This window comes from Mesorhizobium sp. J428 (genome assembly GCF_024699925.1).
Taxonomy (GTDB): Bacteria; Pseudomonadota; Alphaproteobacteria; order Rhizobiales; family Rhizobiaceae; genus Mesorhizobium_A.
Window position 1 is genome coordinate 3,273,436 of record NZ_JAJOMX010000001.1, and the last position, 22,974, is coordinate 3,296,409.

A 22,974-nucleotide genomic window follows, 5' to 3' on the forward strand; every position below is an offset into this window, starting at 1 on the left:
GCCGACCTCTCATTCCGTCCAGCACCCCTCATCCGTCGCCTTCGGCGACACCTTCTCCCACAAGGGGAGAAGGGAAGGCCGCGCCAGATGACCGTCCTCCGCCTTGCCTCGATCACCAAGCGCTTCGGGTCGCTCGTCGCCAACGACGCGATCTCGCTTGATCTCGCGCGCGGTGAGGTGGTGGCGCTGCTCGGCGAGAACGGCGCCGGCAAGACGACGCTGATGAACATTCTCTTCGGCCACTATGTCGCAGACGAGGGCACGGTCGAGGCCTTCGGCAAACCGATGCCGCCCGGCGATCCGCGCGCAGCACTCGATGCCGGCGTCGGCATGGTTCATCAGCATTTCACGCTGGCCGACAACATGACGGTTCTCGAAAACATCGCGCTCGGCACCGAGCCGCTGTTTTCCCCTCGCTTCTCCCGTCAGGCCGCACGGGAGAAGATCAGGAAGCTCTCCGCAGATTTCGGCCTGGAGGTCGATCCCGACCGCATGGTCGCCGCACTTACCGTCGGCGAGCGCCAGCGGGTCGAGATTCTCAAGGCCCTCTACCGCGACGCCCGCATCCTCATCCTTGACGAGCCGACGGCCGTGCTCACCCCGCTTGAAACCGACGCCCTGTTCGCGACGCTGCGAAAGCTCGTCGCCGAGGGCCTGTCGATCATCTTCATCTCGCACAAGCTGCACGAGGTGATGGCGATCTCCGACCGCGTCGTCGTGCTGCGCACTGGCAAGGTTGCCGGTGAGCGCCGCACCGCCGACACGGACCGCAAGGAACTCGCGGCTCTGATGGTCGGCCAGGAACTCGTCCCGCCGCCGGTCCCGGCGCCCGTGCGCGGCGCGATGCTCTTGTCGCTGCGCGCCGTCTCGACCGAAGGCGGCCGCAACCCGCTGCGTGCCGTCGACCTCGTCCTTTATGGTGGCGAGATCACCGGCGTGGCCGGCGTGTCGGGCAACGGCCAGGCGGCACTCGCCGGCCTCCTCTCCGGCACTGTCCGCGCCTCAGCCGGCGACTATGCCATCGCCGGCGCTTCCGTCGCCGACTGGTCCCCCTCGCTGGCGCTTGCCAAGGGCGTCGCGCGCATTCCGGAAGACCGCCATGCGGTGGGTGCTATCGCCGACATGAGCGTGATGGAGAACGTCATCTCCGAGCGCTACCGCACCGCCCGCTTCTCGAGGCGGGGCATCATGGACTGGAAGGCTGCGCGGGCCTTCGCGGAAGAGCTCATCCGCGACTACGACGTCAAATGCCCCGGCCCCGATGCCCGCATTCGGCTGCTCTCCGGCGGCAACATGCAGAAACTCATCCTCGGCCGGGCGCTCGATCCGGAACCCGCTATCATACTCGCCAACCAACCCACCCGCGGCCTCGACGTCGGCGCCATCGCCTATGTCCACGGCCGCCTGCTGGAAGCGCGCGCGAGGGGAGCGGCGGTGCTGCTGATCTCGGAGGACCTCGACGAGATCCTGACGCTGTCGGACAGGATCGTGGTGATGTCGGGTGGGAGGATATCGAGTGCGTCCGCGCGCGCGGAAAGGACGGTGCGGGAACTGGGCGAGCTGATGGCGGGAAGGCTGGACCATGCTGTCTGACGCCGTGAGATATACATCTGCAGTCGTGGACCTGTTGGGCGACAGCGAACTGACCGATGACGAGATCGAGCGGAGAGCCCTTCATCTGACTGGCGACGAGATGGTCACAAGACGCCTCATCGACTGGATTCCCGAGGTGTTCGCTTATGTGCTGATCGGCCACCATCTCAAGCAGTTCGAACTCGACTCCACGTTTCAGGCTCAGTCCGTTTCGGGAGATTGGCGGAGTTTCAGCTTCAGGAGTGAACCGATCGCGGCTTGGGCCGAAGCGATAGCCAACGCAATGATTCAAGACGGACCGCGAGAACATTTCCGGCGCGTTGTTGAGCGAAGCTCCACGCTTGACGCGGCGAATAATGCCCTGAACGCAAACCCGGACTTTGCAGGAATCCTGTCCGGACCGGCGTTCATCGGAATTCCGGCAGAGACCTATGCGGGGCAGGACGCCTAGATGCGCCTTGAACCCAAGCCCGCGCCCACGCTCGCCGTCACGCTCCTCTATCCCGCAGGTGCGATCCTGGCGACGGTGCTCATCGCCTCGCTGCTCGTGCTCGCTGCCGGCGCCAACCCGTTCTCGGTCTTCGGCCTGGTGCTGAAGGGTGCTGCCGGTTCGCAGTTCGCGCTGATGGAGACGCTGACGCGCGCGACACCGCTGGTTTTCACCGGTCTCGCCGTTGCCGTCGCCTTCCGCGCCAAGCTGTGGAACATCGGCGCCGAGGCGCAGCTCTATGCCGGCGCGATCATCACCGTCGTGCTCGGCACCGGCGCGCTGCCGCTGCCGGCCTTCGTCCTGCTCCCGCTGATCATCGTCTTTGCGGCCCTTGCGGGCGCCATACTCCTGCTCGGCCCTGCCGTGCTGAAGGTGCGGTTCGGCGTCGACGAGGTCGTCACCACCCTGCTCCTCAACTTCGTCATGCTGCTGTTCGTGTCGATGCTGCTGGAGGGCGTGCTGAAGGATCCGATGGGCCTCGGCTGGCCGCAATCGCAGAAGCTGATCGCCGACGCCCGCCTGCCGCGCATCGTCACCGGCCGTCGCCTGCATTACGGCTTCGTCCTTGCGCTGGTCTGCGCCGTCTCCGTCTGGTTCGTGATGAAGAAAACGACGCTCGGCTACGAGATGCGCGCCGTCGGCCATAACCCGGAGGCCGCCCGCTTTGCCGGCATGCCGGTCAACCTGATCCTCATCAAGACCGCGCTGATCTCCGGCGGGCTGGCGGCGCTGGCCGGGTTCTCCGAAGTCGCGGGGCTGAAGGGCAATCTGACCCTCGATCTGTCGCCGGGCTTCGGCTACTCCGGCATTGTGGTGGCCATGCTCGCCATGCTCAACCCGCTCGGCGTCGTGGTCGCCGCCATCTTCGTCGCTGGCATCTTCGTTGGTGCGGACGCGATGAGCCGCACCGCGGGCGTGCCCTCCTACATCGCCAACGTGATGGTCGCGACCGCGTTGCTGACCATGGTGACCGCGATCATGCTGACGCGGTATCGGGTGAGGTGGAGGTGATGGGATGGCGAATATGACACCCCCCTCTGGCCTGCCGGCCATCTCCCCCTCAAGGGGGGAGATTACTCACCTCGCCGACGACGCGTCACATCCCCGAGCGCAAGGCAAAGCCGTTCGGGATTGGCCAATCTCCCCCCTTGAGGGGGAGATGTCCGGCAGGACAGAGGGGGGTGTTTCCCACGCCCCAAGCCAGCCATGACCGAAGCCTTCGACATCCTCTTCCAGACCACGTTCTGGGTCGCCGCGATCCGGATCGCCTCGCCGCTGATCTTCGCCACGATGGGCGAGCTGATCTGCGAGCGGGCGGGGGTGCTCAACCTCGGCATCGAGGGCATCATGGTCGCCGGCGCCTTCGCCGGCTGGTTCACCGTATACTCCGGCGGCGACCTGTGGGCGGGCGTCGTGGTCGCGGCGCTGACGGGTGCGGCCTTCGGCCTGCTGCACTCGACGCTCACCGTCCCGCTCGGCCTCTCCCAGCACGTCGTCGGCATCGGCGTCACGCTGCTCGCCACTTCGCTCACCTATTTCACCTACCGGCTCGCGCTGCCCGAGGTCACCTCGCCGCCGAAGATCGAGCCCTTCCAGCCGCTGCCGATCTCGGTTCTCTCGGACATCCCACTCGTAGGCCAAGCCCTCTTCGCCCAGACCCCGCTCACCTATCTGGCCTTCCTCACCGTCGCCGTCGTCGCCTGGGCGCTCTACCGCACGCCTTTGGGTCTCGCCGTCCGCGCCGCGGGCGAGAACCCGTCGGCCGTCGAGGCGCAAGGCATCTCCGTCACCGCTATCCGCATGGGCGCGGTCATGGTGGGCTCTGCGCTGATGGCAGTCGGCGGTGCCTTCCTCACCATGTCGGCGTTCAATTCCTTCTTCTTCGAGATGGTCAACGGGCGCGGCTGGGTGTGCATCGCGCTGGTCGTCTTCGGCTCGTGGCGGCCCGGCAAGGCATTGCTCGGCGCCGTCCTCTTCGCCGCCTTCGACGCCTACCAGGTGCGCCTGCAGCAGGTCACTGGTGGCGTGGTGCCGTACCAGCTCTTCCTGATGCTGCCATATCTTCTCTCCATCCTCGCCCTCGTGCTGGTCGCCCGCCGCGCGACCTATCCCAAGGCGCTGATGGTGCCGTACCAGAAAGGCGAAAGATGACCTTCGACCTCCTCGTCCGCGGCGGCATCCTGCCCGACGGCACCCGCGCCGACATAGGCATCACCGGCGAGACGATCGCGGCCATTGCGCCGAACCTGTCGGCCGAGGCCGGCCGCATCGTCGACGCAACGGACTGCCTGGTCGCGTCGCCCTTCGTCGACCCGCATTTCCACATGGACGCGACGCTTTCCTACGGCATCCCTCGGGTCAACGCGTCGGGCACGCTGCTCGAAGGCATCGCGCTATGGGGCGAGTTGAAGCCGCTGCTGACGCATGAAGCGGTGAAGGAGAGGGCGCTGGCCTATTGCGACTGGGCGGTGTCGATGGGCCTGCTCGCCATCCGCACCCATGTCGATACCTGCGACGACCGCCTGCTCGCCGTCGAGGCGCTCTTGGAGGTGAAGAAGGAGATCGCGCCCTATATCGACCTGCAGCTCGTCGCCTTCCCGCAGGATGGGCTCTACCGAGACCCGACGGCGCGGCAGAACACGATCCGGGCGCTCGATATGGGCGTCGACGTCGTCGGAGGCATCCCGCATTTCGAGCGTACCATGGCCGACGGCACCCGCTCCGTCACCGACCTCTGCGAAATCGCGGCGGAGCGCGGTCTGCTGGTCGACATGCATTGCGACGAGACGGACGACCCGCTGTCGCGGCACATCGAACAGCTCGCCTACGAGACCCAGCGGCTCGGCCTGCAGGGCCGCGTCAACGGCTCGCATCTCACGTCGATGCACTCGATGGATAACTATTACGTCTCGAAGCTGCTGCCGCTGATGGCGGAAGCGCAGGTCTCCGCAATCCCCAACCCGCTGATCAACATCATGCTGCAGGGCCGCCACGACACGTTTCCCAAGCGCCGTGGTATGACCCGGGTGAAAGAGATGCTCGCGCTCGGTATCCGCGTCGGCTTCGGTCAGGATTGCTGTCTCGACCCGTGGTATTCGCTTGGGACTGCCGACATGCTCGACGTCGCCTTCATGGGCCTCCACGTGGCCCAGATGTCGCATCCGGCGGAGATGGCGAAGTGCTTCGACATGGTCACAACCGAGAGTGCGGCCATCATGCATCTCGACTACTACGGCCTCGCCGTCGGCAAGCGCGCCTCGCTCGTCGTGCTCGATGCCGGGAACAAAACCGAAGCCGTGCGCCTGCGGGCGGAACGGCTGGCGGTTGTCGCGCGCGGCAAGGTGGTGGCGGAGCGGCCCCGGCGTGACACGACGCTCGCCCTGCCGGGACGACCGGGCAGCGTGAACCGGCGGCACCGGACGCCGGAGTGACGAAGCCCTCCGCGAGAGGAGGGCATCGACATCTATTCCCAAACGGAATGTCGATTGCCGAAACCCCGGATCTCCAGCATATTCTCTCGATGCGAACCCTCGCTGCCCTCGCTTTTCTCCTCGGCGCGACCACCGTCCCGGCGGCCGCTTTCAGCGATGTCGAGATGGTGCCGGCTTATGTCAACGAATGCCCGGCACTGGCTCTGAACGCCAAACGCTACGAGGAAGTTCTGACCGCCACGCTCGCGGCCAACAGCAACGGCATCAAGGGCGCCGACGAGGCGCGCAGCCGCATCCTTCCCGGCGTCTACATCGAGCCTGGCCAGCGCGCCGCCTTCTGCCGAGAGTACTGTCGGACTACGGACCCAAAGGTCGCAAGGTGAGGGGCCTGGTCCGCGAGAAGTAGGACTCTCTCGCGGCAGGTTTGCCGGCGCACCGCTTGGTTCCCACCTCCATCTGCATTATGTCAGCGCCAAGACGTCACATCGCGAGTCCCGACATGTCCATTTCCAAGGAAACAGTCCTCGAGAAGCTAGCCACCATCAAGGGGCCGGACTTCGAGGGCGACATCGTCTCGCTGGGGCTGGTGTCGGAAATCTTCATCGCCGATTCCAAGGTGTTCTTCTCGATCACCGTGCCCGCCGCCCGCGCCAAGGAGCTCGAGCCGCTGCGCGCGGCCGCCGAGCGCGCGGTGAAATCACTGCCGGGCGTGGCCGGCGCGGTCGTGGCGCTGACGGCGGAGAAGAAGGGCGGCGGCATGGAGGCGGCTCCGCCGCGTCCCGCCCCGCCGCGCCCTGCGCCCGCCGCACGGCCGGCTGCGCCGCCCGCCCCGCCGTCGACGCAGTCCGGCAAGCGCGGAGTGCCCGGCGTCGAGGCGATCATCGCCGTCGCCTCGGGCAAGGGCGGCGTCGGCAAGTCCACCACCGCCGTGAACCTCGCGCTCGGCCTCGCCGCGCTCGGGCTGAAGGTCGGCATCCTCGACGCCGACATCTACGGCCCGTCGATGCCGAAGCTCCTCGGCATCAGGGGCAAGCCGACCACCGTCGACGGCAAGATCCTGAAGCCGATGGAGAAATACGGCCTCAAGGTCATGTCGATGGGCTTCCTGGTCGAGGAGGAGACGCCGATGATCTGGCGCGGGCCGATGGTGATGTCGGCGCTGACGCAGATGCTGCGCGAGGTCGATTGGGGCGCGCTCGACGTGCTGGTGGTCGACATGCCGCCCGGCACCGGCGACGCGCAGCTCACCATGGCCCAGCAGGTGCCGCTCGCCGGCGCCGTCATCGTCTCGACCCCGCAGGACCTGGCGCTGATCGACGCGCGCAAGGGCTTGAACATGTTCAGGAAAGTCGACGTGCCGCTGCTCGGCATCGTCGAGAACATGAGCTACTTCGTCGCTCCCGACACTGGCCGGCGCTACGACATCTTCGGTCATGGTGGCGCGAAGGCGGAGGCGGAGCGTCTCGGCGTGCCGTTCCTCGGCGAAGTGCCGATCGAGATGTCGATCCGCGAGAATTCGGATGCCGGCACGCCGGTCGTGGTGGCAGAGCCGGAAGGGCCGATCGCCGCGGTCTATCGCGACGTGGCGGCTAGGGTGCTGGAGCGCATGCGTGCGGAATCCTCGTCGGGTGCGGCGAAAGGCCCGGCGATCGTTTTTGAGTAACTGTTCGAAATTCCTGGCTTTTCGCCCCGCTCCTACGTTCGTCTGGTTGCTGCCGCTTAAATCCTGACATAACATGTCAGCTAGTCGATGTTTCGTAATGAAACAGGGCGCGACCCAGCGGCCGGTGGAGCAAGGACGGGGATACCCCGCGACACGCCGATCCGGAAAGCCCGCAAGGCAGCGTTTCGGACCGATGGGGCATGGTGTGAGGCGGCTTCGAAATGGCTGACGTGCAGTTCACGCGTCAGCTCGCGACGATTGTTTCTGTGGACGCGGTAGGCTTCTCGCGCCTGATGGGCCAGAACGCCGACGTGGCGGTCGCGGCCTTCGAGGCGCGGGCGGCGATCATCCGGGAGACGTGCCGCAGCTTCGGCGGCGAGATCTTCGGCGCGGCCGGCGACAGTTTCATGGCCGAATTCGGCCTGCCTGCCCGCGCGCTGCTGGCCGCGCTGGCCTTCCAGAAGCGCATCGTCGAGCTCAATTCAGCCACGCCCGAGGACGGCCGCATGGCCTTCCGGGCCGGCATCAACACCGGCGACGTGATCGTGCGCGACCTGAACCGCTATGGCGACGACGTCAACATCGCCGCGCGGCTGCAGGAATCCGCGCCCGAAAGCGGCATCGTCATCTCCGAGACGACGTTCAACCATGTCCAGCGGCTGTCGATCGCCCGCTGCCGCGACATGGGCGAGAAACGGTTCAAGAATATCCTCTATCCGGTGCGCAGCTATCTCGTCCTATCCGCCGAAGCGGACGCCGCCTCCGCCGGCGAGGAGAGCGCGGCCTCGCCGCGCGTGCCGACCATGCCGCTCGGGGCCTTGCCGGCCGGGCCGCCGGCGGTCGCGGTGCTGCCGTTCCGGGCGGCCGGCTCCGGAGCCGAGGCGGAGGCGATGGCCGACGGCCTTGCCGAGGACATCATCATCGGCCTGTCCAATGCGCGCTGGCTGCCGGTCATCGCGCGCAGCTCCAGCTTCCAGTTGCGCGACGCCGCGCTGTCGGACGCCACCGCCGGCCTCGCGCTCGGGGCGCGCTATGTCGTCTCAGGCACGGTGTCGCTCACCGGCCCGTCCATCCGGGTCAGGGCCATGCTGGAGGACGCCGTCGAGGCGAACACGATCTGGGCCGGCACCTTCGACGCCGACGTCGAGGGCATCCCCTCGATCCCCGACGAGATCGGCGGCGAGATCGTGGTGGCGCTCGCCAAGGAGGTCGACCGGGTGGAGCAGGAGCGCTCGTTCCGCCTGCCGGTCGAGAGCATGGACACCTGGCAGCTCATCCGGCGCGGGCGCTGGCACATGGGGCGCCGCACCCATGACGACACCGAGCTGGCGCTCGGCTTCTTCGAACGCGCGCTCGACCGATCGCCCAATTCGACCAGCGCGCTCAACGAGCTGGCCTGGTGGTATTTCTGGCGTTCCTGGCTGCGTTTCGGCCAGCCGCACGACTACGAGGCCGATCTGGTGCAGGTGGTCGCCTATGCCCGCAAGGCGCTGGCGATCGACCCGCACGACGCGCGCCCGCACTGCCATCTCGGCATCGCCGACATCATGCGCGGCCGGCCGGGCTCGGCGCTCAGGCACCTCGACGCGGCGCTCGCGATCAATCCCAGCTTCTCCTTCGCGCATTCCGCCAAGGGCAGCGCGCACAATCTGCTCGGCGAGGCGGCGAAGGCGATCCCGTCGCACCTGCAGGCCGAGAAGCTCAGCCCGTTCGACCTCTACCGCTTCCACAATCTCGGCGAACTGGCCGCCGCCTATGCCTTCACCGGCGATTTCGACGCATCGGCGGACGCCGCCAAGGCGTCGCTGGAACTGTCTCCGGCCTACTGGTATTCCGGCCTCATCCGGGTGGGATCGCTGTTCCGCGCCGGCCGGGAGGCGGAGGCGGCTGCCGAGCTCAATGCCTTCCGGCTGCGCCACCCGCATTTCCGGATGCGCCGGGCCGAGCTGGTTCCCTATGTCGACCCGGCCTCCAACCGCTTCCTGATCGGCAATTTCCGCGCGGCGGAGGAGGGATTGGCGCTGGCCGTTCAGCGCTGAGAGACCGTTTGGAAATTCCACTCTGGCGGCCATCTGATGGCGCTATCTGCGCTTCCGGTGCTCACGGACCTAAATGTCCGCTCCGCGCGTCGCCTGCGGCGACCCCGAAACCACCACCAGCTGACTCACCAGAGCGAATTTCGAAACAGTCTCTAGGGGCCGCCCGCCGGGGGCTGCAGAGCGACATGCGTGCGCAACCGTTCCTCGTCGAGGATCCGGATGCCGTTGCGGCGGATATCGATGATGCGCGCCTCGCGCCACTGCTTGAGGTTCTTGTTGACCGATTCGCGCGTCGCGCCGAGGAAATCGGCGAGCTCGGACTGCGAGATCCCGATCCAGCCGTCGTCGTCCGCGAAGGCCGACGACATGAACAGCAGCCGCTTGGCCAGCCGCGCGTCGACCTTCAGCATCACCTGGTCGCCGAACTCGCCGCTGATCCAGCGGATCCGGGCGCAGAGCAGTCCGATGATCGCGCGCGACAGCGCCGGCGTGCGCGTCACCCGGTCGACGAACTGCGCATGCGAGATCGAATAGACCTCGCATTTTCCCACGCAGGTCGCCGTGGCCGTGCGCGTGCCGCCGTCGAGCGCGCCGATCTCGCCGACGAGGCTGTGCGGCGTCTCCATGTTGGCGACGATCTTGCGGCCGTCGGGGGAATAGAGGGAAATCTCCACCGCGCCCTTGACGATGCCGAAGACGCGGTCGGGAGGATCGTCCTGCATGAAGAGCGTCTCGCCGTCCGCCCAATGTTCCGGCGCATGGCCGTCGAACAGAAGGTCGAACAGCTCCGCGGGCAGCTGCCCGCCCCGCGGCGCGGCCTGTCGCGGCATCCTGGCCCGCCTCATGCAGCTTCACCAATGTGTAGATCAGCGGCCGAAGGCGCCGCAAATTGAATGTGTCCCGTCGGCATGCAAAGAAGACCCCCGAGGAAACCTAGCCCAGGGAAAACATGATGACCAGCGATGCTGTTCTCCACGAGAAGCATGACGGCTATGCCACGGTGACGCTCAATCGCCCGAATCGCCTGAACGCCTTCAACGAGGACCAGCATCTAAGGTTGCGTGCCGCGCTGGAGGAGTGTGCCGCCGACGACGCCTGCCGCGCCGTGATCCTGACTGGCGCCGGCCGCGGTTTCAGCGCGGGACAGGACCTGTCCGACCGCGATCCGACTCTCGGCGGACCGCGCCCGGATCTCGGCCTGACGCTGGAGACCTACTACAATCCGCTGATCCGCCAGATGCGCGCGCTCGGCAAGCCGATCATTTGCGCGGTGAACGGCGTGGCGGCGGGTGCGGGCGCCAACATCGCGCTGGCGGGCGACATCGTCATCGCCGCGCGCTCGGCGAGCTTCATCCAGGCCTTCTCGAAGATCGGCCTGGTGCCGGACGCGGGCGGCACCTGGTGGCTGACGCGGCGCCTGGGCGAGGCGCGCGCCAAGGCGCTGGCGCTCACCGCCGAGCCGCTCGCCGCGCAGACGGCGGCTGACTGGGGTCTGATCTGGAAATGCGTCGACGACGCCGACCTGATGGCGGAGGCGCGCAAGCTGGCGGAAAAATTCGCCAACGGCCCGACGGCGGCCTATGCGCTGACCAAAGAGCTGATCCAGGCGGCCTCGACCAACTCGCTCGACGAGCAACTCGACATGGAGCGCACCTTCCAGCACAAGGCGGGGCAATCCGACGAATATCGCGAGGGCGTCGCCGCCTTTCTGCAGAAGCGTCCGGCGAATTTCCGGGGCAAGTAGGGCGAGCCCGTGCGGCGCCACCGGCTCCCGTCGGCGGCATTTACGATGGCGTGGAGAATTCGCTTCGCTCGGCTTGAATTCCGCAGCCATTGCCGATAAGACGCGCTCCACGCTGCGCCGCTTCGCGGACGGCGCCGGATTGCCGCTTTAGCTCAGTTGGTAGAGCACATCATTCGTAATTAGCGGGTCCGCTAGAGAATGACGTTCGAAGCCAGTGCGTTAGGGCTGGTGAGTGAAAGTTAGTAGGGCCATAGTATGGCCAGTGTGAAGGGTTAAGCCGCTTTAGCTCAGTTGGTAGAGCACATCATTCGTAATGATGGGGTCAGGTGTTCGAGTCACCTAAGCGGCACCAAAACTGACTGCTTCGTCAGTGCCACCCGTCAACGCCTTAAATGGCAAGGCGATTTTGGGGGTTCTAGGCCCCTCAATCCGGCAGTATTCGATGCGATCCGCGAAGGCCAGTTTGAGCACTGTCCGGCGCAATGCGATGTCGCCTGTTTGCCAGAGTTTCCAAGGGTTTGCGAGGAATGTGAGGGCCGGTTCTAGCTGCTCCTCGAATTTTCCCTTCGGTTCAGCCTGTTTGGCCATCTGTTCGGCTAGCACGATCTTGCTGCGCTCCAGTTCGGTGATCTTGCTCTCGTAGTTGCGGATGACTGTCGCGTTCGACGCATCCATGATGCGCGACAAAAGCGTCTCGATCTGCTTTTCCGCTGCCGCGATCTGGCGCTGACCCGACCGGATGATTTCGGAACCTTGCTGACGCCGCTGTTCCCAAGCAACCGCGAACATGGCACGCGCCAGCGAAAATAGCTTCGCCGTCGGTTCCAACCCACGGATCAGTTTGCCGACATCGCCTTCGAGCCGATCTCGTGGGATCGACTTGCCGTAGCTTTCGCAGCTTTTCGTCTGGCAGAGATAGTATGCGTAGGGCTTGTTGCGACCCTTGCTCCAGGAGGAGCGCAGCGGCACACCGCAGCCGGCACAGCAAGCCATGCCGCGCAGAGCGAAATCGTCGCCGATGTTCTTGCGTAGCGGAGCTTTGGATATGCCGTTGCGGCGCTCCTGCACCTTGTCGAAGGTCTCCAGGCTGATTAGCGCCTCATGGTGTCCCTTGAGCCAGGCGATGCCGTAGGTCTCACTGCAAATATACCCCGTGTAGAGTGGCTGCGTGAGGATTTCGGTCACACGCTGCTGCGTCAGTACGCCATTGCGGTCACGAGGGAAGTCGGGAAAGCTTTCGAAGAAGCGTTTGACTTCGGCGTCTGACTGGAAGCGGCCCATTGCCCGCCCTTCGAACGCCTCGCGGACCATCTTCGCGAAAGGCTCATGCGGAAGGAGAATCTTGCCCCGGCCTTTGACGGCCTCATAGCGGTAGCCGATCGCCGCCTGGTGGACCCAATAGCCCGACTGCATGCGCGCCTTCATCTTTTGGGCGACCTGGCGGCCGTTCTGCTTGCGCTCAAGCGCACCTTGGGCCGCCATGATCGTTTCAATGAATTCGCCTTCGGGGCTGTCCTCGAATTTGAAGTTCAGGCACTCGATCTGTGCACCGCGCTTTTTGAACGCGTCGCGCAGATCGAGATGGAAACGGGTGTCGCGGGCGAAACGTTTCAGGTCATCGAAGATGACGACGAAAGGCTCGCCGGGTTGCGCGTCGAGGAAGCTCAAAAGCGCGACCATGCCCGGCCGTTTCATAAAATCGCCACCGCCGCTGATCGTGTCCGGGAACACGGCAGCAACCTCATGCTGTTTGAGTGCCGCGTATTCGCGGCAGCGATGTTCTTGGCTATCTAAGCCATGGCCGTCCTCTTCTTGCGATTTGGACGACACACGGCAATAAAGAAGTGCCTTCTGTTTTGTTTGTTTCATTCGGCCTCCTTTGGCTCGGCGTTATCGGCAGTCTCCAGGATAGCCTTCAGATCGAGCACCTCGCCACACATTTCCGGTTTAGGGTTGAGTTGCCAGCCAAGGTCTACGAAGGCGACAACGATTCTCCACAGTGTTTCGATCAATTCGCGCTTCTGCTCGTCCGAGATATCCTGATCTTCGAAATAGGGTAGCCAGTCGGTCCAGTCGAAGCGCAAGGCCGGCACCGAGACCCTTGAAATGATGTCTTCGCCCGGCGCATGGTGTGACGCGCCTGCCGGTTGATCCGAACGGGCGACCGGCAGGCAGGCTTCATCTGGCTCATGGAGCTTTCGCATAGGCGGCCCTCAGCGCCGATACTGCATGCGGGATTGCGTGGCGCGGGTGCGAGAGGGCGCCGACCCGTTCTCGTCCGATGCCGCCTTGCGCTCGAAACGGCCGCCGCGATCCGATGAACGAGTCCGGCCTCCGTCCCGTTCGGATGCCTGTTCCTCCCGTTGCTGTTTTTCCGCCTCGATCTGCGGGCGGTAGAACTTTTCTTCCATCTCCTTACCCCAATCGTAGAACTCGGCATTCTCCGCGGCCTTGAACTCCTCCTTGATCAGCCGCTTGGCACCGGCATCGGTGATGCCGAGTTCGCCGGCAAGCCTCTGCCCCTGCTGAGCATAGGCGCGGGCAAACGAGATCTTGTCGCCTCTCTCGATCATCTCGCCGACGGCGATGGCGTAGTTATAGGCAACGCCCTTCTGCGCCTGTGTCAGCTTTTCCTCGCGTTCCGCCAGCTCCTCGCGCATCTGGTTCATCGTCTGGCCGGTGCGCGCCTTGAAGAGATCGCGCAGCACCGTCTCGGCCTTCGCCGCGTCGATCTTCTCGGTGCGGGCGAAGGCGTAGGCATAGTCGCCGAGCTTTTCCTTGAAGGCACCGCTCTTCTTGATCTCTCGCTCAATGATGCCGGTGATGGCGATCGATTCATCGAACTGGGCATCGGTGAGCAGGCGGCCGGAAAAGCTCTCGCGAGCCTCCACAACCCGGTCTTTTTCTTTCTGTTCAAAACTGTAGTTCATGGTTCACTCCTTCGGGCAAGTTTAAGAACAATTAGTGAACATTATAGGATGATCATCCTATAATAGGCAAATATTCCTTGCGACAGATTGTTTCATTTTACTTTCCGTAACTTTGGAGATGCATTGGATGGGGCCTTTAGCGCTCGCGATTACGACTCCACTGGCCCCGCCGCTCGATGTGGCTGCGCCGGTCGACCGCCCGTCCGAACTGCTCACGCGCGGTGCCGCGCAGGTTGTTCTCGCGCATCGATTCCTCGACGATGGCTTTGAGGCCCGTACGCTCTAGCTCATCGATCTTCGCAAGACGCTGCTGATGCGCCTGGCGCACTTCGCGTTCGGCTTGCCGCGTGAGCTCATTGGCGTCGAACGCGTCCTCACCCGCCCAGCGTGGCTTCAGATCGAAAGATTTTGCGCCGGCGTCGTCGACGAGACGCTGGCGCACCATTTCCACCCGTGAGTGGTAGCGGGTCTCAAAGCGTTTTTGCTCCTTGATCCGGGCCTCGTCGCACTGGCGCCAGATGTCGGTGACGCGCCGCCACTGGTGTGGGGCTTTCAGGGTGCTCGCCTCATGGCGCAGCGTTGCCAGATCGAAGCTGCGCGAAAGTTCCTCGGAGATGGTCAAAGCCATGGTGAGCCTCGTTTTGCCGGACAAATTTGCGAAGCGCGGATCGATCCAGGCATGCTCTGAGCATGAGATGGTTCGAACACCGCGAGGATGTGGAGGAGTGGCTGCGGCCGCTCGGCTACGATGCGTTCTGGCGCGAGATAGAGCGTTACGCAGTCACACTCGAAGCCAAGGTCAGCTGCGATATGCAGATAGAATCCGGCTCTATCGACGAGGAGACCGTTCTGACCGCACTCAAGGCGCTGGCCGTAGTCGATTTGGTCGAGCGCTACGAACTGGCGCGCCGTCCCGTCGATATGCCCTGGATATCGCTTCATTGAGCGGCCTCCACTGACTTGCGGAACGCAATCCAGCCGCAACGTCCGTCCGTCGCATCGGTGGTGAAAGCGCCATACGGTCCGATGAAGGTGCATCTGGTGTAATGCCGAGAGGCGTAGTCCCCGGCATCGCCGCCCATGAACGAGCGACCAGATGAAGTGCGGCAGGCCATAGAGTTGGTATGCACCAACTGCCGCCATCGGACCGGCGAGCCAGAGCAAATAGGAGAGGCGCAAGAGCCGTGGATGTTTCATGGCCGATGCCCCGTTGCCAGCGTCACTTTCGGGTCGGGGGTGAGCGTGCCGCCTTCCAGCGGGTTGGCGCCAAGCTCATAACAATAGGGCGCGATCTGATTCTGGCGGATTTTCTTGCAATGGATGAAGCCGACATCGGCAATGTGGAGGATTTGTTCGTCGCCCGGCAATCGCATCAGCGCTTCGGCGCTGAAGAGCCGTTCCCGCCCGGTCGAATAATTGCCGGTAAAACTCTGCTTGTCTGAGGCAAGACCCAGCCCGCGCTGAATGTTGAGTGTCTCGCCCATCGCGCGGCTCAGCCTTTCGGCCTCTTCAAAGTTCGAGAATTTGAGATACTGCTTGATCGTGCAGTTCTCTTCGAGAAGTGCGGTTTCTTTCTCCCCGTACTTACGCACGATGTCCTGGCGCGACTGCGTGATGAAGTGGCTGCGTGCAGAGAAAGCGCGCTGGATGGTGACGCGGTTCAGCGCATCGCGCAGCGGCGCGTTGCAGAACTCATCGAGGATATAATCGGCCTTGCCAGCGCCACCGGAAAGCTGCGCATCCATCAGTGCCAAGAAATGTAGTGCGAAGTAGGGTCCCAATCGTTCGGCATAGCGCGCCGGATTGACGAAGCAGACGATCCATTTGTCGCGGATTAGTTCGGCGTGGGTAACATCCGGCGCGCGGCCTGCGTTTGCCAGTGGCCCGAACGAGAAGATCTTGAGCGAGGTGAGCGCCGATCGCAGATGCTGCGCATAATGCTCTGGGTTTTGCTCGCGCATCTCGAGTACCTGGCGTGCGCTCGCCGCCAGCGTAGTATCAAGCGATCCCAGTGCCCCTTTAAGCGCTCTATCCCACAGCAGTGGGTCGGCGAGCAGCGCGTGCAATCCGCCCGGAAAAGCGAGGCGACGATGGCCGTCGAGCAACAGGTTGATGCCGAGTTCAATGAAGCCCGCACGCGGACTTTCGCGCCAATAAAAGTTCTTGTGGTCGTCCTTCGGCTCATCGATCAGCGCGTGGCTCATATTCTCGATAATGAAGGGCAGATGGCTTACCCCGGCATTCAGCGCGGCCACGGCGGAGCCGAAAGCATTGAGCGAAATGCGGTGCGGGTAGTTGGCGCCCATCACGCCAAAATCGTCGAGCACGCCGAACTTGCGGCCGTGCTTAAGGCACATCGGCCCGATCTGCGCCGCGACCTCACCGTTCTTAACGTCATTTACGAACATCGCGCGGCTGTGATCGGAAAGCAGGCTTTGCACCGCAGGGATCGCCACGCAGGTCGTCTTGCCCCCGCCCGCGGCAGCGTAGCAGATCGAGGAACCGGCATTGGCCGGCTCCCAGATCGGACGGCCATCGAAAGTAAGTCCGAGAATGCGCGCTCCAACCTTGGTCATTCGATCATCCCCGCGTTTCGCAGCTGCGCATCGGTGGCGAGCGAGGCCTGTTTGGGCGCGCCCCCTTGCGCGAGATAATCGGCCAGAGCCCGCTCCTTGGCGTAGAGCTCGCGCGCGAGGCGCAGCGCGTTGGAAATGCCCCCGAGGCAGGCCAAGGCAAGCATGATGCCGAGCACACCAAGCCCCCACCAATAGGGAGACGATGGCCAGACTGCCCAGGCGCCAAAGCCGCAGGCGGCAGCGAAAAGAAGCTGAATGTTGATGGCGACGATGACGCCGATGTTGCGAGACGGTGTCATGATGCCACGGGCTCTTGGCTGGCCCGTTTATCGCCGTGACGGGCAACGATCGCCTGCTCGACCGCCGTGCGCACCTGGCGCAAGCGCGAGAGCGGTCCGAAGTTCATCGCGACCTCGTCGTCACGCAGCGCCAGCGAATGCACGCGCAGCGTGCCGAACAGAAGCGCCAGCCCAATTGCGGCGATGGAAACGCCGGTGAGCGTGACGATTTCCGACGCCAGCAAATAGCGGCGGAAGACCAGCGCGAAACCGATCAGGCCAGTGGCCGGCAATCCCGCAAAGAACAGCAGCGGGCGCCCAACCGAGACATATTCGATGCGATCGATGGCGTAGCTCTTGCGCGGCGTGCGCAGCAGCCGGTCGGTCACTTCGAAGCCGCCGCCGCGAAAATAGACGAGCGGTTCCATCACGAACCTGTCTTGGCGGCCGTGCAGCCGCCGCTCGCATGCACCCGCACCATCTTCTGGTCGAACAATTTGAGGCTCGTCGGGCGGATCACCGAGAGCGTGCCGGAGAAGATCGCCCAATCGGTGCGGGTCTCGCCGATCGCCTGGTCGGCAACGCAGCCGCAGACATCGCCGGCGCGAGCGAGATCGCTCGCGGTCTTGTCCTTCAATTGCGCGAGCGAGCGCTCATATGCTTCGCGCGCCGCGCGCTTTTGCTGCTCGATCAGTGCGAAGGTTTGCTGGACCGTGCCGTCAAATCCAAAGTAGTCGCCCATGCCCTGGCTCATGCCGCGCAGGTCGTTCATGAACGGGCTATTGAGCATGCGCCGTGCCTGGTCGGCGGCGAATTCCTGCGCGGCATCGATCTGCGGCAGCGGGATCGATGCCGCCTGTTCGTCCGCCGCCTTGGCGACGAGGTTTTTGAAGTTGCCTTCGCACAAGGGCACATGGTCAGCGCGCACGACGCGCGATGCGATCTCCGGACCGATGATGAAGTAGTTGGCGCCGCCCCAGGCGATGATGGAAACCACCAGCGCTTTCGGCGCGATGTCTGCAATGTCTTTGAGCATGGACGTCATCCTTCTCGAATCGGGATTCAGGTTCGGTGAGTGGGATTGCTACGGACATCAGCGGCATGGCCGTTGGCGATGGGACGGCCGCGGCTTGGCGTCGGTGGACGCGGCGAGCCGTCGCCGTCGTCGTCATCCTCGCTCCTGCGCATAGCGCCGTTGCGCTGCTCCTGCCTGTACGTGTCCCAGGTCAAGGCCCAGAAGGTGTAGGCCCACAGCGTCAGCGGAAAGATCAGCTCCACGACGACGCAGATGGCGGCCACGGGCAAGAAGTGGGCGATGTAAGTGAATGTGTCGGACACGCCGGTGCGCTTCGGGAAAGCAGGCGCGACGACCATCGTCTTCTCGATGCTGGCGACAACGGCCGCGAGACTTTGGCCGTGACGCGTGAGCAGCGCGCCGAGGCGCGCCTGCGCTTCCGGGCGGCCGGGGAGGCTAACGCCTGCCTGCAATTCGCTGGCGTAGGCCGAAAGCAGCGTTAGCGGTGTGACCGCCTCCAAGGCACCAGCATCCTGGCGGATTTTGGCGTCAATCGTTTGCAGGCCCGCACGGCGCTGATTGAGGTCGCGGCTCTCGTCGCCAAGAACCGATTGATATTCAATCAGCCCGGCATGCAGGCGATCAGCAATCTGGTGGCGCTGCGCATCCGCAGCCACGACCTGCTCCCCGATGCTCGTCGCACGTCCGGCATATTCCTGCACGGCGCGCGCCACCGGGCCGTTGCCGCCTTTGCCGCGTCCGGAGATGCACGATTCCGCGATCTCACAGGCGGTCTTTTGCTCCAGGTCCGATACAATGGCGCGGATCGCCGGATCGGCAAGCGAGGCTTGCGCCGCAGCACTGGTCTGCGCGCTGACGTAGGCGCTTAAAGCGGCACCGTGCTCTTGTAGCCGCAGCTCACCCACATCCCGGAATACCAATCCGGAATAGGTCGCGGCAAAGAGGCCAGCGCCAACCGCAAGAATCGAGCCGATGCTCACTAGTGTCGCACCGAGAAAGCCGGTAGTGGCCAGCGGTGCGCCGCGCTCGATCGCCAGCTTGTTGACGCCAAACGCGACGATCGTAGCGCTAAGCGCCAGCGTTGACGCCTTCACAAGCGGCCACCAACCGCTGCCCTCGATAATGTTCGGCATGGCCAGGAACAGCATGATGCCGCTCAAGACGGCGAGTAGCGGCAGCGCGACATCAAGGATCGGCGGCAACCGCCGGCGCTTCGGCAGGCGGAGCGGCTCCGCTACTTGAGACGACGGAATGTTGCCGTGGAACATGACGATCTCCAGTGATTAGCGCGCCGCGAGCGGCAGGTTGCAGGTCGTGCAGGCAAGGTGGGCGTTCGAGCGCGACCACGCCCGAAGGTCGCAGCCGCCGCACACGAAGCGCGTGCGAGTGTTCTTCGCGATCGCCGGCGCCATGGCGGGCGCGGCGACGACGGGGGATGCAGGGCGGTTCATCCGGTTGTCGCGCCACTCGACGACATGGCCGGAGCCGAGCAGCTCGGCGCAGACGCGCTCGAAAAGACCGCCTTCGATGATGTAGTGGGCCATCTGGAAACCGGTGCGAGCCCCTCCGGGCTCGCCGGTTTTGGATGGCATCAGGCCGATCGCTTCCATCTTCTCGGCCCATTGCAGATCATGGTAGCCGCCGGCGCCCTTGCCGCCCTTGCGGTTCGGCTTGCCCAAATCCTCGCGCCACTGGTGCGTCATCTCGTGCACGAAGATCGACAGGCTGCCGACATCGCCCGACGCCTCGAACCAGGTCGGGTTCATCGAGATTTCGTGGGCTGGAATGCCGTCGCGATCCTGGAAGGCGCGTGGACAGAAAGTGCCGAGCGGGCGTCCGCGCTTCAGGGTGATGACGCAGTTCTGCAACTTACCCTGGAACAGCCTTGCATTGTAGAAGTTGAATGCAGCCTGCCACAGAGCGTAGGTTTCCACTGTCGGCAGGCGCGGCCGCGAATTTTTGTACAGATCAAATTTGAGCGCCTCCGGTTCGCGTTCATCCGTCTGGCGGAACAGCGCTTCAAGGACCGGGACTTTTGCGTCGTTGGATGAGTACGCGACGCTCGATGATTTCTGCATGGTCGGCCGCGCTCCTGGTTCGCTATGCCTGCAATTGGGAGCACGCTAGGCTGGACCGGCTGGATCAATCGCAGTCCGATCACAGCGGGAACGTCAGGTTGAGAGCCGTCAAACGGGTTTTTCGCATTATGGCTGGACCAATCACCGACGCCGGACTAGTCACTGGACCAATCACCGAGGTGGAGCGCGCTAGGGTCGCTGAGGCTGCTCGAATCTATTCAATCGGGATGAGCCTGTCCGCGCAGGCACTGGCAGAACGCATCATGCACCATCCAAAGGTGGAGTTGCGGGCCATGCCGCGCGACGGGATAAGACCGCTATCACGCCGCGCCATCGAGAACCTGCTATTGGGCAAGCGCGTCAAGGCGCCGACGATTCATTCGGTGCGGCAGTTTATACTGTTAGAATCCGGCCTGCCGGAGCATCTGTTCCGCATCGACGAAAAGTTGATACGCGCGGCACGCGCGGAGATGGCCTTCCGCGTTGTCGGACAGCGCCCGCACGGGGCATTTCGAGCAGTTCGTGTCGAAGCTGATAGTCACTCAGCAGGAAGGCCGCTACAGCATCCCTTTCGAGATACAATATGATCGGGGCGAACGACTGCTGTTTTCACGCGGCGTCGTTATCATCGACAGGCCGCATTCGCCGGATCAGCAGCGCATCTTCGTGAGCGGCTACTGTGTCCCGGTCGAAGGCCATCTCTGCTGCACAATGTACGATCACATCAATGCCGAGGCATATATAGTCAATATCGACATTCCCGATTTCGCTACACGGCATTTCGGAACCATAAGGAAGGAGCGGGGCACGCTGCAAAGCATCTTCCAGCAAGGCTCAACGCCCGCGCGCGTCTGCTTCCGCTGAAAATCCAAGAGCGCATCGACAAAGTCGTGCTTCGACCGAGTTCGGACGTTCCGAAAATCCACATGGACCTTTTGAACAAATACGGCCGTTTCATGCAGGACCAGGAGTTTACTCTTTGGGCTCAGCCCGAAAATGCTGACATTTTCTGGATTGGCGGAAAAGTATATAGCGAATACTGCTTGAAAATTATTAAGGCGCGACCAGATTATATAGGTGAATGATGAAGATATTGACATAGTATATTTGACTTATTACGAGGCTGTTTATTCGCAAGCCATCGCTGGAAGTGACCTTTCGGAGGTTCGCCGTCTCCATGCAGAGCGCCTTCCGATCAATCACCGGTTCATGGGAACTGAACAGACGGGCCTTCATAAGGCTGCCGCCAGCGGGACAGACGCCTTATTCTACTACTTTCTGCTTCACCCGGATATCGACCTGAGCATCACGGACGTAAACGGCCGTGACGCTGCCAGCTATGCCGAGATTATGGGGCGCTGGGAACGCGGCGAAGAAATTCGGCAGCAGGCGCGTCAAGGCCAGCAACTTAAGTTTTGCCCGAAGCCATAGCAAGGCGCCCGATCCCAACGTTGGCAGCCACCTTGTTCTATCGCAGCAGGCCTATGAGATGACGATCGTTTGCCAATTGACCCGCCCCCTGATTTTCATCCAACTGCTATTGAAGCCTAGCAGTCGATGATACCTCGTAGAACAGGCTGGGCAGTGAACCGCCGGAAGGCAAGCTGTGTTTCGTCGGACGAAACCAGCATTGCAAGGGGCTTCGCCCCGTTGCATCCCCTCTGCTTTGGCGCGGTTCCGGCATCGAGCCGTCACCACGCCAGCGAAACGTCCGCCGTTTCATCGCGTGCAGGCGGAGCGTTCCTGCCCCTCCCGAAACCCAACCCATGACCAATCCTGCACGGATTGGATGCCCGCCAGCGTCTGCCGCTGGACCGCATTAGGGTGTCTGCCGCCCTAAACCGCGCCATGCTTTCCCACATGGAGGCGACTGGTAGGACTTCGCTCTCCCCGGCCCCATCGACCAAGGAGCCTTCGATGCCCCTTGGAACCCTGATATGGAACTTTGCGCCCGATCCTACGGCTGGGGCGATGCGGAGGTCGGCCCGGCAAGCCGGGCCTCAACCTCCTTTTCGATGCGCTCCAGATATTCATCCAGACCCGCATCGAGGCGTTCCAGCATCAACGCCTCGTAGGGTTGCCCGTCTCCCGCGACGCTTCGCCGTTCCAGCGCGTTGAGATAGGTATCCCTCTGCTCTGGACCGATCTCGACGGGCGGCCAGCCGTCCCGCAGCAAAATCAGGTTCATCAGAAGCCGCGCCGTGCGGCCGTTGCCGTCCGAAAACGGATGGATCGCCACCAGCCTGAAATGCGCCTCGAACGCCGTGCGGGGCGCTGCGGGCTGGCCGGACAGCCATACGCCGAGTTCGTCCATCAGCGCGGGGATCTTCACCGGGTTTGGGAAAACCACGCCGGAGCCGACGATGCGCCGCTGGAATTGGCTGTAGACCCCCGCCATGTCCGGCTTCGACTGCGCCATGACCATCTCATGAATCCGGCAGATTTCCGCCTCGCCAATCGGCTTCGCTCCTTCCGCCAGTTCGCGCACGAATTGCAAGGCGTTGAAATGATCGACGGCCTCGAACAAATCTTTCAGTGGTTTTCCGCCCACGGTCACGCCATCCCGCAGTATAAGTGCGGTTTCGCGTAAGGTCAGCGTGTTTCCTTCGATGGCGTTGGACGTATAGGTCAGCCTGATATCGAAATCAGCACGCAACGCTTCAAGCGTTTGCTGCCCGAGAGGGCGCATGGCGTCGAGGCGTTGCTTTTTCTCTTCAATAGACTTCCACATCCTTGATAACATAGCTGATTTCGCGCGCCGTTGCCAGAAATACCATCCGGTGACGACGATTCCGATGGCCGGACCGAGGATGAGTTGGGGGGCACCACTTTGTGCGATTTGCCTTGGGATGTCCCAAGCCGGCAAGCCGAACATGCTGATGGCGCTCGATGCTCGCTTTGCGCGAATGGTCGCACTTTATGGCTAGTCAACCACCGTTGCGGCTGGTCGAAGCGGGGCGACTATCGGATCACGCCGAACGAGATCAGCCCATGCCCGACCATCGAGACCACGCCGGAGAGGAGTGCCAGCCCGATCAGGATGCGGCCATACCAGGTCAAATGGTCGTCACGGCGATCGCGCATCGAACTTGACAGCCTTTTCGTGACTGGCCGCC

25 protein-coding genes and 1 tRNA gene are annotated in these 22,974 nt (G+C 63.6%); 13 read left to right on the forward strand and 13 right to left on the reverse strand.

Features of this window, described 5'->3' with window-relative positions:
• Nucleotides 1-87: 87 nt before the first annotated feature.
• From LRS09_RS16505 to LRS09_RS16540, 8 genes are all read left to right on the forward strand, one after another.
• Entirely contained in the window at nucleotides 88-1,593 is a 1,506-nt protein-coding gene (locus LRS09_RS16505; protein ID WP_257807904.1) for an ABC transporter ATP-binding protein, read from the forward strand.
• Nucleotides 1,583-2,044: a hypothetical protein gene (locus LRS09_RS16510; RefSeq protein WP_257807906.1), complete on the forward strand. Its 462-nt coding sequence runs from the start codon at nucleotides 1,583-1,585 to the stop codon at nucleotides 2,042-2,044. Before LRS09_RS16505 ends, LRS09_RS16510 begins: the two co-directional genes overlap by 11 nt.
• A complete protein-coding gene (locus LRS09_RS16515) occupies nucleotides 2,045-3,094 on the forward strand; it encodes an ABC transporter permease (RefSeq protein ID WP_257807907.1) in 1,050 nt (349 codons plus the stop codon). It begins immediately after the preceding gene.
• Nucleotides 3,095-3,289: 195 nt separating this feature from the next.
• Entirely contained in the window at nucleotides 3,290-4,234 is a 945-nt protein-coding gene (locus LRS09_RS16520) for an ABC transporter permease (protein ID WP_257807909.1), read from the forward strand.
• Nucleotides 4,231-5,514 carry an amidohydrolase family protein gene (locus LRS09_RS16525; RefSeq protein WP_257807910.1) on the forward strand — a complete coding sequence of 428 codons (1,284 nt, stop codon included), beginning with the start codon at nucleotides 4,231-4,233 and terminating at the stop codon, nucleotides 5,512-5,514. Before LRS09_RS16520 ends, LRS09_RS16525 begins: the two co-directional genes overlap by 4 nt.
• A gap of 47 nt (nucleotides 5,515-5,561) precedes the next feature.
• Nucleotides 5,562-5,897 carry a hypothetical protein gene (locus LRS09_RS16530; protein WP_257807911.1) on the forward strand — a complete coding sequence of 112 codons (336 nt, stop codon included), beginning with the start codon at nucleotides 5,562-5,564 and terminating at the stop codon, nucleotides 5,895-5,897.
• Nucleotides 5,898-6,013: 116 nt separating this feature from the next.
• A complete protein-coding gene (locus LRS09_RS16535; protein ID WP_257807912.1) occupies nucleotides 6,014-7,177 on the forward strand; it encodes an Mrp/NBP35 family ATP-binding protein in 1,164 nt (387 codons plus the stop codon).
• Between the two features lie 221 nt (nucleotides 7,178-7,398).
• Entirely contained in the window at nucleotides 7,399-9,216 is a 1,818-nt protein-coding gene (locus tag LRS09_RS16540; RefSeq protein ID WP_257807913.1) for an adenylate/guanylate cyclase domain-containing protein, read from the forward strand.
• Between the two features lie 152 nt (nucleotides 9,217-9,368).
• Here LRS09_RS16540 and LRS09_RS16545 read toward each other — a convergent pair whose 3' ends face one another.
• Nucleotides 9,369-10,046 carry a Crp/Fnr family transcriptional regulator gene (locus tag LRS09_RS16545; protein ID WP_257807915.1) on the reverse strand — a complete coding sequence of 226 codons (678 nt, stop codon included), beginning with the start codon at nucleotides 10,044-10,046 and terminating at the stop codon, nucleotides 9,369-9,371.
• Nucleotides 10,047-10,165: 119 nt separating this feature from the next.
• On the opposite strand from LRS09_RS16545, the gene paaG reads away from it, so the two are divergent.
• Nucleotides 10,166-10,960 (forward strand): 2-(1,2-epoxy-1,2-dihydrophenyl)acetyl-CoA isomerase PaaG, encoded by a 795-nt coding sequence (gene paaG, locus LRS09_RS16550; protein ID WP_257807917.1) that lies wholly within the window; start codon nucleotides 10,166-10,168, stop codon nucleotides 10,958-10,960.
• A 276-nt stretch (nucleotides 10,961-11,236) separates the two neighbouring features.
• Nucleotides 11,237-11,312 (forward strand) — tRNA-Thr (locus tag LRS09_RS16555).
• On the opposite strand, the gene LRS09_RS16560 is transcribed toward LRS09_RS16555, so the two are convergent.
• The 4 genes from LRS09_RS16560 to LRS09_RS16575 form a co-directional block, all read right to left on the reverse strand.
• Nucleotides 11,300-12,829, reverse strand: a complete 1,530-nt coding sequence (locus LRS09_RS16560) for a recombinase family protein (protein ID WP_257807919.1) — start codon at nucleotides 12,827-12,829, stop codon at nucleotides 11,300-11,302. The genes LRS09_RS16555 and LRS09_RS16560 overlap by 13 nt on opposite strands.
• Nucleotides 12,826-13,164, reverse strand: coding sequence for a hypothetical protein (locus LRS09_RS16565; protein ID WP_257807920.1), 339 nt, complete (start codon nucleotides 13,162-13,164; stop codon nucleotides 12,826-12,828). The genes LRS09_RS16560 and LRS09_RS16565 overlap by 4 nt, the downstream gene beginning before the upstream one ends.
• A gap of 9 nt (nucleotides 13,165-13,173) precedes the next feature.
• Complete coding sequence (locus LRS09_RS16570; protein WP_257807921.1) at nucleotides 13,174-13,890, reverse strand: hypothetical protein; 717 nt, start codon at nucleotides 13,888-13,890, stop codon at nucleotides 13,174-13,176.
• 136 nt (nucleotides 13,891-14,026) lie between these two features.
• The gene (locus tag LRS09_RS16575) at nucleotides 14,027-14,518 is read right to left on the reverse strand and encodes a hypothetical protein (protein ID WP_257807922.1); all 492 of its coding nucleotides are present in this window, start codon (nucleotides 14,516-14,518) and stop codon (nucleotides 14,027-14,029) included.
• A gap of 62 nt (nucleotides 14,519-14,580) precedes the next feature.
• On the opposite strand from LRS09_RS16575, the gene LRS09_RS16580 reads away from it, so the two are divergent.
• Nucleotides 14,581-14,835, forward strand: a complete 255-nt coding sequence (locus LRS09_RS16580; RefSeq protein WP_257807923.1) for a hypothetical protein — start codon at nucleotides 14,581-14,583, stop codon at nucleotides 14,833-14,835.
• 248 nt (nucleotides 14,836-15,083) lie between these two features.
• On the opposite strand, the gene LRS09_RS16585 is transcribed toward LRS09_RS16580, so the two are convergent.
• The 6 genes from LRS09_RS16585 to LRS09_RS16610 are packed head-to-tail and all read right to left on the reverse strand — an operon-like array spanning nucleotide 15,084 to nucleotide 19,858.
• Nucleotides 15,084-16,466, reverse strand: coding sequence for a type IV secretory system conjugative DNA transfer family protein (locus LRS09_RS16585; RefSeq protein WP_257807924.1), 1,383 nt, complete (start codon nucleotides 16,464-16,466; stop codon nucleotides 15,084-15,086).
• Complete coding sequence (locus LRS09_RS16590) at nucleotides 16,463-16,765, reverse strand: hypothetical protein (RefSeq protein WP_257807926.1); 303 nt, start codon at nucleotides 16,763-16,765, stop codon at nucleotides 16,463-16,465. The genes LRS09_RS16585 and LRS09_RS16590 overlap by 4 nt, the downstream gene beginning before the upstream one ends.
• A complete protein-coding gene (locus tag LRS09_RS16595) occupies nucleotides 16,762-17,172 on the reverse strand; it encodes a DUF6232 family protein (protein WP_257807927.1) in 411 nt (136 codons plus the stop codon). The genes LRS09_RS16590 and LRS09_RS16595 overlap by 4 nt, the downstream gene beginning before the upstream one ends.
• On the reverse strand, nucleotides 17,172-17,780 hold the full coding sequence (locus LRS09_RS16600) for a hypothetical protein (protein ID WP_257807928.1): 609 nt from the start codon (nucleotides 17,778-17,780) through the stop codon (nucleotides 17,172-17,174). Before LRS09_RS16600 ends, LRS09_RS16595 begins: the two co-directional genes overlap by 1 nt.
• A 26-nt stretch (nucleotides 17,781-17,806) precedes the next feature.
• Nucleotides 17,807-19,048, reverse strand: a complete 1,242-nt coding sequence (locus LRS09_RS16605; protein ID WP_257807929.1) for a hypothetical protein — start codon at nucleotides 19,046-19,048, stop codon at nucleotides 17,807-17,809.
• A 15-nt stretch (nucleotides 19,049-19,063) separates the two neighbouring features.
• A complete protein-coding gene (locus LRS09_RS16610; RefSeq protein ID WP_257807930.1) occupies nucleotides 19,064-19,858 on the reverse strand; it encodes a sprT domain-containing protein in 795 nt (264 codons plus the stop codon).
• A gap of 483 nt (nucleotides 19,859-20,341) precedes the next feature.
• Here LRS09_RS16610 and LRS09_RS16615 point away from each other — a divergent pair, with 483 nt between their 5' ends.
• A complete protein-coding gene (locus tag LRS09_RS16615; RefSeq protein WP_257807931.1) occupies nucleotides 20,342-20,722 on the forward strand; it encodes a hypothetical protein in 381 nt (126 codons plus the stop codon).
• Nucleotides 20,723-20,935: 213 nt separating this feature from the next.
• Nucleotides 20,936-21,289 carry a hypothetical protein gene (locus LRS09_RS16620; protein WP_257807932.1) on the forward strand — a complete coding sequence of 118 codons (354 nt, stop codon included), beginning with the start codon at nucleotides 20,936-20,938 and terminating at the stop codon, nucleotides 21,287-21,289.
• Nucleotides 21,290-21,815: 526 nt separating this feature from the next.
• On the opposite strand, the gene LRS09_RS16625 is transcribed toward LRS09_RS16620, so the two are convergent.
• Nucleotides 21,816-22,733, reverse strand: coding sequence for a Fic family protein (locus LRS09_RS16625; protein WP_257807934.1), 918 nt, complete (start codon nucleotides 22,731-22,733; stop codon nucleotides 21,816-21,818).
• Nucleotides 22,734-22,819: 86 nt separating this feature from the next.
• Nucleotides 22,820-22,942, reverse strand: a complete 123-nt coding sequence (locus LRS09_RS16630) for a hypothetical protein (protein ID WP_257807936.1) — start codon at nucleotides 22,940-22,942, stop codon at nucleotides 22,820-22,822.
• Between the last annotated feature and the right edge of the window lie 32 nt (nucleotides 22,943-22,974).